The 13,334-nt window shown below is 64.0% G+C and carries 14 protein-coding genes; 4 read left to right on the forward strand and 10 right to left on the reverse strand.

Translation table 11 applies throughout. From position 1 onward, the window contains the following. Window positions 1–244 precede the first annotated feature (244 nt). Complete coding sequence (locus IF809_RS19820; protein ID WP_462838259.1) at window positions 245–1,039, forward strand: EF-hand domain-containing protein; 795 nt, start codon at window positions 245–247, stop codon at window positions 1,037–1,039. Window positions 1,040–1,052: 13 nt separating this feature from the next. On the opposite strand, the gene IF809_RS19825 is transcribed toward IF809_RS19820, so the two are convergent. The 3 genes from IF809_RS19825 to IF809_RS19835 are packed head-to-tail and all read right to left on the reverse strand — an operon-like array spanning window position 1,053 to window position 5,169. Next, the gene (locus IF809_RS19825) at window positions 1,053–1,265 is read right to left on the reverse strand and encodes a KTSC domain-containing protein (protein ID WP_453983154.1); all 213 of its coding nucleotides are present in this window, start codon (window positions 1,263–1,265) and stop codon (window positions 1,053–1,055) included. 49 nt (window positions 1,266–1,314) lie between these two features. Continuing rightward, window positions 1,315–2,310: a P1 family peptidase gene (locus IF809_RS19830; RefSeq protein ID WP_462838260.1), complete on the reverse strand. Its 996-nt coding sequence runs from the start codon at window positions 2,308–2,310 to the stop codon at window positions 1,315–1,317. Between the two features lie 54 nt (window positions 2,311–2,364). Beyond that, on the reverse strand, window positions 2,365–5,169 hold the full coding sequence (locus tag IF809_RS19835) for a PAS domain S-box protein (RefSeq protein ID WP_462838301.1): 2,805 nt from the start codon (window positions 5,167–5,169) through the stop codon (window positions 2,365–2,367). Between the two features lie 240 nt (window positions 5,170–5,409). On the opposite strand from IF809_RS19835, the gene IF809_RS19840 reads away from it, so the two are divergent. Beyond that, window positions 5,410–5,793 (forward strand): response regulator, encoded by a 384-nt coding sequence (locus tag IF809_RS19840; RefSeq protein ID WP_462838261.1) that lies wholly within the window; start codon window positions 5,410–5,412, stop codon window positions 5,791–5,793. Window positions 5,794–5,867: 74 nt separating this feature from the next. Here IF809_RS19840 and IF809_RS19845 read toward each other — a convergent pair whose 3' ends face one another. The 5 genes from IF809_RS19845 to IF809_RS19865 form a co-directional block, all read right to left on the reverse strand. Further along, window positions 5,868–6,986: a branched-chain amino acid ABC transporter substrate-binding protein gene (locus IF809_RS19845; RefSeq protein WP_128965545.1), complete on the reverse strand. Its 1,119-nt coding sequence runs from the start codon at window positions 6,984–6,986 to the stop codon at window positions 5,868–5,870. 161 nt (window positions 6,987–7,147) lie between these two features. After that, complete coding sequence (locus IF809_RS19850) at window positions 7,148–7,888, reverse strand: ABC transporter ATP-binding protein (RefSeq protein WP_462838262.1); 741 nt, start codon at window positions 7,886–7,888, stop codon at window positions 7,148–7,150. Beyond that, window positions 7,885–8,718: an ABC transporter ATP-binding protein gene (locus IF809_RS19855; RefSeq protein ID WP_462838263.1), complete on the reverse strand. Its 834-nt coding sequence runs from the start codon at window positions 8,716–8,718 to the stop codon at window positions 7,885–7,887. The genes IF809_RS19850 and IF809_RS19855 overlap by 4 nt, the downstream gene beginning before the upstream one ends. After that, entirely contained in the window at window positions 8,715–10,016 is a 1,302-nt protein-coding gene (livM, locus tag IF809_RS19860) for a high-affinity branched-chain amino acid ABC transporter permease LivM (RefSeq protein ID WP_462838264.1), read from the reverse strand. Before livM ends, IF809_RS19855 begins: the two co-directional genes overlap by 4 nt. A 30-nt stretch (window positions 10,017–10,046) precedes the next feature. Continuing rightward, window positions 10,047–10,964, reverse strand: a complete 918-nt coding sequence (locus IF809_RS19865; RefSeq protein WP_063679322.1) for an ABC transporter permease subunit — start codon at window positions 10,962–10,964, stop codon at window positions 10,047–10,049. Between the two features lie 291 nt (window positions 10,965–11,255). On the opposite strand from IF809_RS19865, the gene IF809_RS19870 reads away from it, so the two are divergent. Continuing rightward, the gene (locus IF809_RS19870; protein WP_164938600.1) at window positions 11,256–11,450 is read left to right on the forward strand and encodes a hypothetical protein; all 195 of its coding nucleotides are present in this window, start codon (window positions 11,256–11,258) and stop codon (window positions 11,448–11,450) included. Between the two features lie 177 nt (window positions 11,451–11,627). Then, a complete protein-coding gene (locus IF809_RS19875; RefSeq protein WP_462838265.1) occupies window positions 11,628–12,158 on the forward strand; it encodes a hypothetical protein in 531 nt (176 codons plus the stop codon). Here IF809_RS19875 and IF809_RS19880 read toward each other — a convergent pair. Both IF809_RS19880 and pcaD read right to left on the reverse strand, forming a co-directional pair. Next, window positions 12,120–12,512, reverse strand: coding sequence for a carboxymuconolactone decarboxylase family protein (locus tag IF809_RS19880; protein WP_057748880.1), 393 nt, complete (start codon window positions 12,510–12,512; stop codon window positions 12,120–12,122). The genes IF809_RS19875 and IF809_RS19880 overlap by 39 nt on opposite strands. Window positions 12,513–12,539: 27 nt before the next feature. Next, on the reverse strand, window positions 12,540–13,322 hold the full coding sequence (pcaD, locus tag IF809_RS19885) for a 3-oxoadipate enol-lactonase (protein ID WP_453983165.1): 783 nt from the start codon (window positions 13,320–13,322) through the stop codon (window positions 12,540–12,542). Window positions 13,323–13,334 lie beyond the last annotated feature (12 nt).

Genomic DNA, 13,334 nt, shown 5'->3' on the forward strand with positions numbered 1-13,334 from the left:
TTCCGGGGCGGCCGAGGGACTGATGGCTTCGCCTAACATGGGCCTCCCAGCCGGGCAATGCAGGGAGGGCGAGCTTCCTGTGGGCGGAAAATTCTGCCGTCGGCGGCATGAATTGCCGATGTTCCCGCAGGCCGCAAAGAATGGCGGATACGGATTTCATTGAGCTTTTCGCGCTGGCACGACGCTTGCTGATCTTGTCCTTGGAACATTGGCCGCGGCATGCCGCAAGGGTTGGAGTTGTGCAATGTTGTTTGCGCTTGGTGCCGTCTCGACTGCGCTTGATGCCATTCAGTCGCTGACGAGCTCGAAATCATCCTCGACCCAACAAACCGGTTCGTCGCAGCGGGCAACGACCAATCCCTTCGCGATCGACAGCGACGACGGCACCACAAGCAATGCGACCTCGTCGGTCAATGCGGGAAAATATCCGCAGATCTCGCCGGAGACGATGAACGCGTTGTTCGCGGCGCAGGGCCAGTCGACGGGTTCGACCAGCGCCACCTCGTCGAGCGCGACGACATCGACGCCGACCGGCCGCGACGCTGCTTTGAAGGACCTGTTCTCGCAGATCGATGCGGACGGCGACGGCAAGATCACCAAATCAGAGTTCGAGAAGGCGCTGGGCGCCGGCGGCACCAACCTCACGCAGGCCGATGACGTGTTCTCCAAGCTCGATAGCAATTCCGACGGCAGCGTCAGCCTGGACGAGATGTCGAAGGCGCTGAAGTCCGGTCATCACGGCCACCATCACGCGCAAGGGACGAGCGGTTCGGGCGACGTCACCGGCGGCTCGGATTCTTCCACGTCGCAGTCCAGCGGCGGGTCGACCTCGACCACGACGACCGGCGCCGACGGCTCGACCACCACCACCGTCACCTATCCCGACGGCTTCAAGATGTCGACGACCGTGCCCGGCGCCTCCAGCTCGTTCAATGCGAACGGTGGCGGCAATTCCCCCTATGACTGGTTCGGCCAGATGATGCAGCGCCAGGCTCAGACCGCGGGCTCGGCTGCTTCGTCGATGTCGATGAGCGTGTAAGCTGCGGTCGAAGCTAACCGGCAAGCTCGTGCGTGATGTCACGATAGGCATACCGGTCGCGGATTTTGTGGTTGAAGAATGTGCCTTTTGAGCGGGCATCCCTGAACGCGGCAGCGACCTCGGGCGGAACGTTCTCGTAAACATACAGGCGGCCGCTGACGAAAGTCACCTTCAACTCGCGGGTGTCGGGGGCATAACGAAAGAAGCGGATCACGGAAGACGGCATGACGGTGCACCTGGCCTCGTCGGCTAACGCTGTGTCCGCCGTTTCGTTGCTAGCCGAACCGGTCCTTCCACGCCGGCTGGGCGCCGGGGAACGGCAGCGCGGTCGCGCTGTAGACGCCGCGCGCGATGGCGCGGGCGACCACATTCGCGGCGACCATGCCGAGCTCGGTCATGCCGACAATCGGATCGATCGGCTTTGCACCCGTCGCGGCGGCGAACAGCACGTCACCGTCGGTCGGAGCATGGACGGGGTAGATCGCGCGGGCGAAGCCGGTGTGCGCGATCATCGCCAGCCGCTTGGCCTGAGGCTTGGTCAGCACCGCATCGGTGACGAGGACGCCGATCGTGGTGTTCTCGCGCTCGCTTGCGGCTGGGCCGCCCTTGATGCGCATCCTGAGCATGTCGTCGGTGAATTTGTCGGGCAGTCCGCGGCCGCCGAACTCGCCGCCCACCTCGAACGGCGCCGCCCAGAACCACGGTCCGTCGCCGACGTTGGCGCTTCCGACCGCATTGACCGCGATGATCGCCGCCACCTTGACGCCGTTGGCCGCGACAGCGGATGCCGAGCCAAGTCCGCCCTTGAATGTCGCGGTGGTGGCGCCAAAGCCCGCACCCACGCTGCCAAGCGCAAATTCCGTCCCGGCGGCGACCGCCGCGGCGTAGCCGAGATCGCGATAGGGCGCGAAGCGGCCCCAGGCCTTGTCGCCGCCATTGAGCAGATCGAACAGGATCGCGCCGGGGACGATGGGGATCAGCGCCTCGCGGACGCGGAAGCCGCGCCCCTGTTCGGCGAGCCAGGCCTGGATGCCGCCGCCCACCTCGATTCCGAAGGCTGAGCCGCCGGACAGCGCGATTGCGTCGACGCGTTCGACCGTGCTTGCGGGATCGAGCAAGGCGTCCTCACGCGTTCCGGGGCCGCCGCCGCGGACGTCGATCGCCGCCACCGCCGGCTGGTCGAACACGATCGCCGTCGCGCCCGAGGCGAGCTTCGCGTCATGGGCATGGCCGACGCGGACGCCGGCGATATCGGTGAGGAGGTTTTTCAAGGGCGACACTCCATGCGCTTCGGGCCTCAGCGATAGCGCACGCCAACGTCCCGCTCAACTCGCCAGCGCCGTCCTGAGCATCTTGGCGAGCTCCGACTTGCGGTAGGGCTTGGCCAGCAGCAGCACGCCGGAATCGAGCCGGCCGTGATGGACGATGGCGTTCTCGGTGTAGCCCGAGGTGAACAGCGTCTTCAGATCCGGGCGCCGCCGCGCCGCCTCGTCGGCGAGCTGGCGGCCGTTCATGCTGCCGGGCATGATGACATCGGTGAAGAGCAGGTCGATGTTCCTGTCGGCATCGATGATATCGAGGGCTTCGGCGGCGTTGGCCGCCTCGAGCGCGGTGTAGCCGAGGCTCCTGACCTGGGTCACGACATATTGCCGCACCAGGGCGTCATCCTCGACGATCAGGATCTTCTCGTCGCCGCCGGTGATGGGCACGTTCTGCAGCGCCTCGTACTCGGTCTCCTGCACGCCGGTGGACCGCGGCAGGTAGATCTTCACGCTCGTGCCGTGGCCTTCCTCGCTGTAGATCTTGATATGGCCGCCGGACTGCTTGACGAAGCCGAACACCATGCTGAGGCCGAGGCCCGTGCCCTTGCCGACCTCCTTGGTGGTGAAGAAGGGATCGAACACCCGCTCGAGCAGCTCGGCCGGAATCCCCGAGCCGGTGTCGCTGACCGCAATCATCACGTAATTGCCGGCCACGACGTCGGGATTCATGCTGGCATAGCCGTCGTCGAGAAAGATGTTGCGGGTCTCCAGCACCAGCGTGCCGCCATCGGGCATGGCATCGCGCGCGTTCAATGCGAGATTGAGGATCGCGGTCGAGAGCTGGCCCGGATCGATCAGTGCGGGCCAGGCATCCTCGGTGAGCTGCGGCATGATGGTGATCTGCTCGCCGAGCGTCGGGTGCAGCAGCTTGGCGGCTTCGAGCACCAGCGCATTGACGTCGATCTCGCGCGGCTGGAGCGGCTGCTTGCGGGCGAAGGCAAGCAGGTGCTTGGTCAGCTGTGCGCCGCGTTCGGCGGCATCGTCGATCAGCTTGGTGATGGCGGCAAGCTGGGGCCGGTCGGCGACCGCGTCCGATAGGATCCCGATCGTGCCGGTGATGACGGTGAGCACGTTGTTGAAATCGTGGGCGACGCCACCAGTCAATTGTCCGATCGAATCCATCTTCTGGACCTGCCGGAGCTGGGCCTCTGCGGCCTGCTTGTCGGTGAGGTCGCGGCCGATGAAATAATGGCGCTTGACGGGCTCCGACCATGTGCCCATCCAGTTCAGCGTCACCTCGTGGCCGTCATAGTGATAATAACGCGCCTCGAAGCTGCGCTTGACCGCGCCACGTCGCGCTGCGCGCATTTCGCCCCGCGTCTTCTCGAGGTCATCAGGATGGATGAACTCGGTCGCGCTATGGCCGATCATGTCCTCCGGGTCGTAGCCGAGGATATCCTTCACGCTCGGGCTGACCTGGATGAACTTGCCGTAACCGTCGGTCACCAGGATCAGGTCCTGCGAGGTCTCGAAGATGCGCTGGCGCTCCTCGATCTCGCGGCGCAGCTTTTCCCGCGACTGCTTCTCCTCGGTGATGTCGTGGGCGATCTTGGAGACGCCGATGATTTCGCCGGTGGCTGATTTCAGCGGAGATATGTTGAGCACGAGATCGATCGGACGGCCGTCCTTCCGCACACGGACGGTCTCGTGCTGGGCGATCGATTCGTTGGTGGTGACGCGGTTGAGGATACTTCTGACTTCGGCCCTGCGATCCTCCGGCACGATCATCTCGATCGATTTGCCGATGGCCTCCGCGGCCGAATAGCCGAACAGGCGCTCGGCGGCCCTGTTCCAGCCCGTGATGATGCCATCGAGGGATTTCGTGATGATGGCATCGTTGGATGACTCGACGACGGCGCCGTAGAGCGCCAGGCGTTTGCTGTAGTAGTCGCGTTCCGATGCCGATTGCTCGCGCAGCCGGCCAACGAGTCCCATCGTGCTCGCTTGGAGGCGAACGTTTTCGATCAAGAGCACGGCGAGCACGAAGCTCGCGGCGCAAAGCCCGTAGAGACGGCCCGCGTAGAAGCCGAGATCGTACCGGGCGACATTAACGATCGCCGACAGCGCGATATCGAACAGCCAGGCGCAGATCGTGACCATGAGCCAGATGTCGATCACCGTGTGCGGCTTGCGGAGCCACAGCGTGACCAGTGCCGCGAAACTCAACGACCAGACGAACGACACGACGCCGATCATCACGGTGGTGTAGCGACCGTCCCTGAGCAGCAACGGCAGTAGATCGTGTTGCGCGGTGACGATCCAGGCGATGACGGCCATCGCCGCCACCACGCTGACGATGGTCAGGACGATCGCGCGTCCAGTCGGTCCTTCGATCTTGCCGCCGCCGTTGTCATCCTTGAGCCATCCATAGGCCAGCACGAACAGGGGGAACCCGCCATGCCAGATCATGTAAAGCCAGACTGTGGTCTGTGAGCCGGCGCCCAGCAGCCCGGCCGGTGCGAACAGGCCGGGGAAGGTGAGGCAGTGGGTCACCGCCGCCGCTGCGGTGAACAGATAGCCGGTCGACAGCAGCAGCAGCGCGCGGCTACGCAGGACGGAGAACTGCGACAGCAGCAGAACTGCGGTGATGATGTCGCTGACGGCGAGCGCGGATTGGTAGCTGGCGACGAAGGCTGGCACCGGGGTTAGCGGGGTCCCTGCGAACGGGACTGCCAGCGCGAACAGGATCGCGGAGATCGCGACGATCGCCAATGCTGCGGTGCGATCACTCTGCGCGGCAGGTAATGTCGAAAGGAATGTGCTTCGGTCGTTCTTTGCGTGCACGTTGACCTCGCGCTGGGTCGTCATGAGTAGTCCGCGTGACTTCTTATGGCCGGCTGCCTTGGTCTCCATGGTAGCCGGCTCCGGGCGCGTGTCCCGAGGAGATCCGCCGACGACTCAACCGAGGGTTACAGCTTACTTAACCTGGACAGAGAATCGGAATAGGGAATCGGTAAGATTGGCTTTACTGGAGGTGCCCCATACTGCTGCGGCGCATATGGCCGCCGAATTGAACCAATTAATGATGTAAATCCGGGAGTTGTTCCCATGCCGCGTGTCCTTGTTGTCGATGACCAGAAGGACGTGCGCGCGATGGTTTCGATCGTTCTTCGGATCAACCGTTATGACGTGGTCGAAGCGGAGAGCGGCGCGACCGGCCTGAAGGCCTTCGGCGAAGATCTATTCGACGCGGCGATTGTCGACATTTTCCTGGCCGATACTAGCGGTATCGACGTCATTACCGCGATCCGCGAGCGGGCTCCCGGATTTCCGATCGTGGCCGTATCAGGCATGACGGCGCTGGATTTCATCGGCGAAGCGCCCGGTCTTGACGGCGTGATTTGCCTGCAGAAGCCGTTTCGGCCGAACGATTTGCTGCAAGCGCTCCGAAAGGCGCAGGAAGCAGGCGGCAAACTGTCGGCCGCCGTCTGAGAGGCCCGAAACGAAAACGCCCCGGCGGACCGGGGCGTTGACGACGATTTGACGAAAAGGTCAGGAAACCTGTCTCAGGTCCCGTTGCCGCTGACCTCGGCGTAGCCGCCCTTGGCATCCCATTTGTAAACGACGTAGTCGATCTGCTTGATGTCGCCCTTGGCGTCATATTCGATCGGGCCGATCACGGTGTCCCACTTGCCGGCCTTCATCGCCGCCATGACCTTCTTGGCGTCGGTGGTGCCGGCCTTCTTGGCGGCCTGCGACCAGACCTGCATCGCGGCATAGGTGTAGAGCGTATAGCCCTCGGGATCGATGTTCTTGGCCTTGAAGGCCTCGACGATCTTCTTGGCGGTGGGCTTGTTGCGCGGATCGGGGCCGAAGGTGAACAGCGTGCCTTCGCCGGCGGGGCCGGTGATGGAGGCGTATTCCTTGTCGGCGAGCGCGTCGCCGGCCATCAGGATCGTCTTGAGGCCCTGGTCCCGCATCTGGCGCAGGATCAGGCCGCTCTCCTGATGGTAGCCGCCGACATAGACGAGATCGATGTTGTCGCGCTTCAGGCGCGAGACGATCGCGTTGAAGTCCTTGTCGCCCTTGTTATAGGACTCGTACATCTTCTCGGTGATGCCGGCCTTGTTGAGCGCTTTCTTGGTCTCGTCGGCAAGACCCTTGCCGTAGGTGGTCTTGTCGTTGAGGATCGCGATGTTCTTGCCTTTGAAGTTCTTGGCGATGTACTGCGCCGCGATCAGGCCCTGCTGATCGTCACGGCCGCAGACGCGCGCCACGTTCCAGAGCTTGCGCTCGGTGAAGAGCGGGTTGGTCGAAGCCGGCGTGATCTGGAGCACGTTGCCGTCGGCATAGGCCTCCGACGCCGGGATCGATGATGACGAACAATAGTGCCCCGCCACGAACGGGATCTTCGAACTCGCGATCTTCTCGGCGACCGAGCGCGCCTGCTTCGGATCGCAGGCATCGTCCTCAACGTCGAGGGCGAGCTTCTTGCCGTTGACACCGCCGGCGGCGTTGATGTCAGCGACCGCCATCTCGGCGCCGTTCTTCATCTGGCGGCCGAAGGCGGATTCGCCGCCGGTCATCGGGCCTGCGACTGCGATGGTGACATCCTGCGCGAATGCCGCGCTCGACAACGCGATCGACGCGCCGAATGCCAGACCGATGAGCTTCAGTGATTTCATGAGATACCTCGCGGGTGATCGCCTGTGGAAGTTGCCGGGCTCGCCCGGTTCAAACCGGCGCCATTCTTGAATGAATCTGGCGAGAAGTCACCGGCAAAATACGGGCATTCGCCTAGATATCTCGCCGCATTCCACCGCACCGAACCCGGATCCGGGGCGCCTCAGCCGTGTCGGCCGCCTTCCAGATAGGCGGCACGAATCTCGGGGCGCTGCAGCAACTCCGCACCTGTTCCAGCCAGCGTGATCAGGCCATTGACCATGACGTAACCGCGATGGGCGAGCTTGAGCGCGTGGTTGGCGTTCTGCTCGACGATCAGGACGGTCAGGCCGTCCTGCCGGTTCAACGTGCGAATCGCATCGAAGATCTGGCGGGCGATCAGCGGCGCGAGCCCGAGCGAGGGTTCGTCGAGCAGGAGCAGGCGCGGGCGGCTCATCAGGGCGCGGCCGATCGCCAGCATCTGCTGCTCGCCGCCGGACAACGTGCCGCCGCGCTGGACATAGCGCTCCTTCAGGCGCGGAAACAGCGTGAAGACGCGCTCCAGCGTTGCCTCGCGCTCCGCATCGGTGCATTCGGTGGCGTCCGCACCCATCTGGAGGTTTTCCGCCACGCTCATGCGGGGGAAGATGCGGCGTCCCTCAGGCGATTGCGCGATGCGCAAATGCGCGATCTCGTGGGTCGGCACGTCGGTGATGTCGTGGCCTTCATACAGGATCTGGCCGGCCCGGGCGCGCGGCTTGCCGAAGATCGTCATCATCAGCGTCGATTTGCCGGCGCCGTTGGCGCCGATCAGGGCGACGATCTCGCCGGCATTGATCTCGATATCGACGCCCTTCAGCGCCTCGATCTTGCCGTAGGCGGCGCGCAGGGACCTAATCGCGAGCAGCGGATTGATAGACGTCACGATCCGCTCTCCATCACGGCCGCGGCCTCTTCCTCGTCGGTGCCGAGATAGGCGGCGATCACTTTCGGATCGTCGCGCACCTCCCGCGGCGTGCCTTGCGCGATCTTCACGCCATGATCCATGACCACGATGTGGTCCGAGATCTCCATCACCACCGACATGTCGTGCTCGATCAGCAGGATCGAGGTGCCGAGCTCGTCGCGGATCGACAGCAACAGCTCGCTGAGCGCAGCGCTTTCCCGCGCATTGAGGCCGGCGGCGGGCTCGTCCAGACACAGAAGCGCGGGCCCGGTGCACATCGCGCGCGCGATCTCGAGCCGGCGCTGATCGCCATAGGCGAGATTGCCGGCGGCGTCGTCGGCGCGGTCGAGCAGGTTGATCCGCTTGAGCCAGTCGGTGGCGAGCGCAATCGCCTGCTTTTCGGCGTCGCGATAGGTGGGGACGCCGATCAGGCCGAGAAACGTGAAGCCCGAAGCGCGCATCAGCGCGTTGTGCTGCGCCACCATCAGGTTCTCGAGCGCGGTCATGCCGGGAAACAGCCGGATGTTCTGGAACGTGCGCGCGACCTTGGCCTGTTTGGCGATGCGGAAATCGTTGAGCCGCTCCAGAGCGATCTGCCGGCCATCGTCATGGGCGAGGCGGATGGCGCCGCCGCTCGGCTTGTAGAAGCCGGTGATGCAGTTGAAGACGGTGGTCTTGCCGGCGCCGTTCGGGCCGATCAGCGCGGTGATCTTCTTCCGTTCGGCCGCAAACGACAGGTCCTGAACGGCGACGATGCCGCCGAAACGCATGGTGAGCCGGTCGACGCTGAGAATTGTCTCGCCGCTCATCCGTGCCCCTCCTTGACGAGGTCGGAGGAGATGGCCTGCGCCTTGGTCAGATACACGGTCGGCGCGCGATGGCCGATCAGGCCGCGCGGCCGCCAGATCATGATCAGCACCATGGCGATGCCGAACACCAGCATGCGATAGGTCTCCAGGCTGCGGAACAGCTCGAAGCCGCCGATCATGGCCAGCGCCGCCAGCGCGACGCCGAGTTGCGAGCCCATGCCGCCGAGCACGACGATGGCGAGCACCAGTGCCGATTCCTGGAAGGTGAAGGATTCCGGGCTGATGAAACCCTGGCGCGTCGCGAAGAACGCACCGGCAAAACCGCCGAACATCGCGCCGGTCGCGAACGCCGTGAGCTTGGTGGTCGTGGTGTTGATGCCGAGCGCACGGCAGGCGACTTCGTCCTCACGCAGCGCCTCCCAGGCGCGGCCGATCGGCAGGCGGCGCAGGCGGATCGTGACCCAGTTGGTCAGCAGCGCCAGCGCCAGGATCAGATAGAACAGGAAGACGATGCGCTGCGTCGGGGAATATTCGATGCCGAGTTTTGCCGCGAGCCCGTCGTCGCTGTTGTCGAGCGGGATACCGAAGAAGGAGGGGCGCGGAATGCCCGAGACGCCGTTGGGTCCGCCGGTTAGATCCTGCCAGTTGATGATGACGAGGCGGATGATCTCGCCGAAGGCGAGCGTCACGATGGCGAGATAATCGCCGCGCAGGCGCAGCACGGGGAAGCCCAGCAGCACGCCCCAGAACGCGGCAAGGATGCCGGCCAGCGGCAGGCAGATCCAGAACGACCAGCCGAAATTGGTGGCGAGCAGCCCGTACGAATAGGCGCCGACCGCGTAGAAGGCGACGTAGCCGAGATCGAGCAGGCCGGCGAGGCCAACCACCACGTTGAGGCCCCAGCCCAGCATCACATAGGTGAGCACGAGGATCGCAAGGTCGAGGATGTAGCGCTGGTTATAGAAGATGACGGGCACCAGCAGCGTGAAGAGCAGGAGCGCCGGTGCTAGGTAGCGGCCGATGAACGACATGCCGCTCTGCACCGAAGCCGGCACCAGCTTTTCAGCGCCGGTCGAGCCGATCCATTGCCTGATCAGTTCGATCACGATCGAGCCGCCGAATACTGCGGCGACGAGCGAAGCGAGATCGCCGAAGCGCGTCCAGTAGGTGAGCTGGCCGTCGGACCCCGCCTCGGTGCGAATGCCGACCATCAGCGAGAACAGCACCAGCGCAATCAGCGCGTTGACGAAAGCGGTCTTGAGGAGGAAGGGGATGCCTGTCGCAGGCTTGGTTGTCATTGTCGGGGGAGCTGTCACGCGGCCGGTCCCTCAGACTTTTTCGACTTCGGGACGGCCGAGCAGGCCGGTCGGCATGAAGATCAATACGACGATCAGAATAGAGAAGGCGGCGACGTCCTTGTATTCCACCGAAAAATAGGCCGACCAGAACGTCTCGATCAGGCCGATCGCGAGACCTCCGAGCATGGCGCCCGGAAGCGAGCCGATGCCGCCGAGAACGGCGGCGGTGAACGCCTTGATGCCGGCGACGAAGCCCATGAAGAAATCGACCAAGCCATAATAGAGCAGGTACATCAGGCCGGCGACGGCAGCGAGCGCCGCACCGATGACGAAGGTCATGGAGATGGTGCGGTCGACGTTGACGCCGAGCAGCGCCGCCATAGTCTGGTCCTGCTCGCAGGCGCGCATGTCGCGTCCGAGCCTTGTGCGCGAGACCAGCCAGGTGAAGATCGCCAGCAGCACGATCGTGGTGACGACCACCATGATCTGGATGTTGGAGAGCTGGATGACGAATCCGTCGGGACTCTCGTGCAGCGTGTAGCCGCCGGTGATGAAGGGCGGGATCGGCTTGACGCGAGCGCCTTGCGCCACCTGCGAGTAATTGGTCAGCACGAAGGACATGCCGATAGCCGACAGCATCGGGGCGAGGCGGAAGGAATGGCGCAGCGGCCGGTAGGCGATGCGCTCGATGGTCCAGCCATAGAGCGCGGTGATCGCCATCGAGACCAGCAGCACCACGAGCAGAATCACCGGGATTGCCGTCAGGCCGAGCGAGATCAGGATCAGGAAGGTGATGAGGGCGATGAAGCCGCCGATCATGAAGATGTCGCCATGGGCGAAATTGATCATGCCGACGATGCCGTAGACCATCGTATAGCCGATCGCGATCAGACCGTAGATGGAACCGAGCACGAGGCCGTTGATGAGCTGCTGGGCGAAATAATCCATAGGCTGCCGTTACCCAAACCTGACGCGATTTGATGGGAGTCTTCGAGAGAGAGTGAGTGCTTGCGTTTCTTCTCGGGCCCCGGCAGCCCCTCAGCGTTCTTCGTTTTGTAACAGGAGGGAACTGGCGGCTGCAACTGGGCTGGCCTCGGCATAAAGGATTGTACAGAGGTCATTTTGTGACGGGTGTCATCTTCCGGTTCCGCGCCTGCGAGGAACAGGGTTCCGCAGGGCAACTAAATCCCCGGCCGTTTGTTCTTCTTCGACTGACGTCCAACAAGGGAGTTCCCCCCGATGACGAAGCAGCAGAACCAGAATCCGGGCCAGCAGAGTCAGAGCCCCGGTCAGCAGCGCCCAAGCCAGCAGCCGGGGCAGCAGCAGCAGGGCGGCGGCCAGAAACCCGGACAGCAGCAGCAGCATGATCCGATGCGCCAGGGCGACAAGCCCGGCCAGCAGCGGGGCGGTCAGCAGGACAACAGATTGGACTGAACGTCCAGGAAGTAGCGTGGAGGGCCCCGGCGGAAGGCGGGGCCCTTTTTTCCGTTGTGGAGAACGGTCGGCGGGCAGTTAAGGTAAACAAAGGGTTTAAATTGCCGCCACAGTCTGATGCGAGTTAGCTCCCGCGGAGCCTTCCATCGAAGGCGATGAGACGAAGCGGGAAGCGGCATGTTCAGGAATTGGCGGATCGGCTCGGTCAACGGCGCGCTGCTGGCGGCCTATTTCATTCCGGCCTGGACGCTGGTTGCCTTCAACATCTTCGTGGCGCCGGTGCACGGTCTTTATGAGCGGCCGAGCGTCGCCGTGGCACTCTTTCTCAGCGACCAGCTTCAGATGTCCGGAATGAGCACGGTGCGCGCGGCCTGGCTGCTCGCGCTCGGACGTCTGACGGTGGTGGCGTTCTTTGCAATATATCTGGCGATGCTGGCCATTCCGCGCACCCGCAAGAGCGGAGCGAGCGACGAGGCGCTCGGAATTGCGCTCGCGATCGGCAGCGTGATCTCGTTCGCGAGCATGGTGATGGCCTCGAAGGTCGGCGAGATGGCCGCGCTTCGGCTCCACGCCACCGAGCTGCTGCTGCTGCTCGGTGCCGCAATCGTGCTGGTGATCGAGCGGCCGGCGGCAGCGCCGAAGACCGTCGACGTCGAAGATACCGGGCCGCTAGCCTTTGATGAGGCCGAGCTCCTGCACAATCGCTGAGGCTTCCTTGACGGCGTGGTTCGCGGCCGGAACGCCGCAATAGATCGCCTGCTGCAGCAAGATCTCCTTGATGTCGTCGGGAGTGAAGCCGCCCTCGGCCAGCGCCGCGCGGACGTGCAGGCGGAATTCGTCCCATTGTCCGAGCGCGACCATCGTGCCGATCACCAGCACGCGCCGCGTGCGTTCGTCGAAATGCGGCCGCGTCCAGATCTCGCCCCAGGCGTAGCGGGTGATCATGTCCTGAAAGTCGGTGTTGAACGCGTTGCGATTCGCGATCGATTTGTCGACCCAGGCATTGCCCAGCACTTTTCGGCGCACGGTCATGCCGGCATCGCGGCGCTTCTGGTCGTCCATGCCTGTATCCTTCCGGTGTTTATGAGATCAGCGTTGCGTCAAGAATCCCACCACCGCATCGGTGAATGCGTGCGGCTGCTCGACATTGGAAATATGGGCGGCGTCGATGATGGTCATGCTGGCGCCGGGAATGTTCGAGCGGATCAACTCGCCGGCCGCGATCGGCGTCGCCACGTCGTGGCGGCCGGCAATCACCAGGGTCGGGCTCTTGATCTTGGGCAGCAGCGCCCGCTGATCGAGCGTCGACAGCGCCTCGCAGCAGGCGAGATAGCCCTCGACCGGGGTCGCGAGCAGCATCGATTTCATCTTCGCCGTGATCTCGGGTGCGCGCTCACGGAAATCCTGGGTCAGCCAGCCGGCGATCACGCCGTCGGCAACCGCTGCGATGCCGCCCTTCTTCACCGCGTCGATGCGCTCCAGCCATTTGGTCGGCTCGGCGTAGTAGCAGGAGGTGTTGGCGAGGATGAGCTTGCCGAACCGCTCAGGCGCATTGGCGCCCAGCCATTGACCGACCATGCCGCCCATCGACAGGCCGCACCAATGCACCTTCTCGATGTTCAGATCGTCGAGGATCGCCAGCACGTCGCGGCCGAAACGCTCCATCGTGTAGGGGCCGGGCGGGACGTTGGACTTGCCGTGGCCGCGGCGGTCGTAGCGGATGACGCGGAACACCTGCGTCAGCGCCTTCATCTGCGGCTCCCACATTTGCAAGGTGCAGCCGAGCGAATTGGAGAGCATCAAGGTCGGCCCGCCGTCGCGGCCCTCGACGGAGACGTTGAGCAGGCAACCGTCGGCATCGATCATGGGCATGCGGCGTCTCCG

Source organism: Bradyrhizobium sp. UFLA06-24 (genome assembly GCF_054967145.1).

Coding starts and splice junctions, on each gene's coding strand:
- IF809_RS19875 (WP_462838265.1), top strand. CDS start 11,628: ATGTTCAGGAATTGGCGGATCGGCTCGGTCAACGGCGCGCTGCTGGCG.
- IF809_RS19855 (WP_462838263.1), bottom strand. CDS start 8,718: ATGAGCGGCGAGACAATTCTCAGCGTCGACCGGCTCACCATGCGTTTC.
- IF809_RS19835 (WP_462838301.1), bottom strand. CDS start 5,169: ATGACGACCCAGCGCGAGGTCAACGTGCACGCAAAGAACGACCGAAGC.
- pcaD (WP_453983165.1), bottom strand. CDS start 13,322: ATGCCCATGATCGATGCCGACGGTTGCCTGCTCAACGTCTCCGTCGAG.
- IF809_RS19840 (WP_462838261.1), top strand. CDS start 5,410: ATGCCGCGTGTCCTTGTTGTCGATGACCAGAAGGACGTGCGCGCGATG.
- IF809_RS19870 (WP_164938600.1), top strand. CDS start 11,256: ATGACGAAGCAGCAGAACCAGAATCCGGGCCAGCAGAGTCAGAGCCCC.
- livM (WP_462838264.1), bottom strand. CDS start 10,016: ATGACAACCAAGCCTGCGACAGGCATCCCCTTCCTCCTCAAGACCGCT.
- IF809_RS19820 (WP_462838259.1), top strand. CDS start 245: ATGTTGTTTGCGCTTGGTGCCGTCTCGACTGCGCTTGATGCCATTCAG.
- IF809_RS19845 (WP_128965545.1), bottom strand. CDS start 6,986: ATGAAATCACTGAAGCTCATCGGTCTGGCATTCGGCGCGTCGATCGCG.
- IF809_RS19880 (WP_057748880.1), bottom strand. CDS start 12,512: ATGGACGACCAGAAGCGCCGCGATGCCGGCATGACCGTGCGCCGAAAA.
- IF809_RS19865 (WP_063679322.1), bottom strand. CDS start 10,964: ATGGATTATTTCGCCCAGCAGCTCATCAACGGCCTCGTGCTCGGTTCC.
- IF809_RS19825 (WP_453983154.1), bottom strand. CDS start 1,265: ATGCCGTCTTCCGTGATCCGCTTCTTTCGTTATGCCCCCGACACCCGC.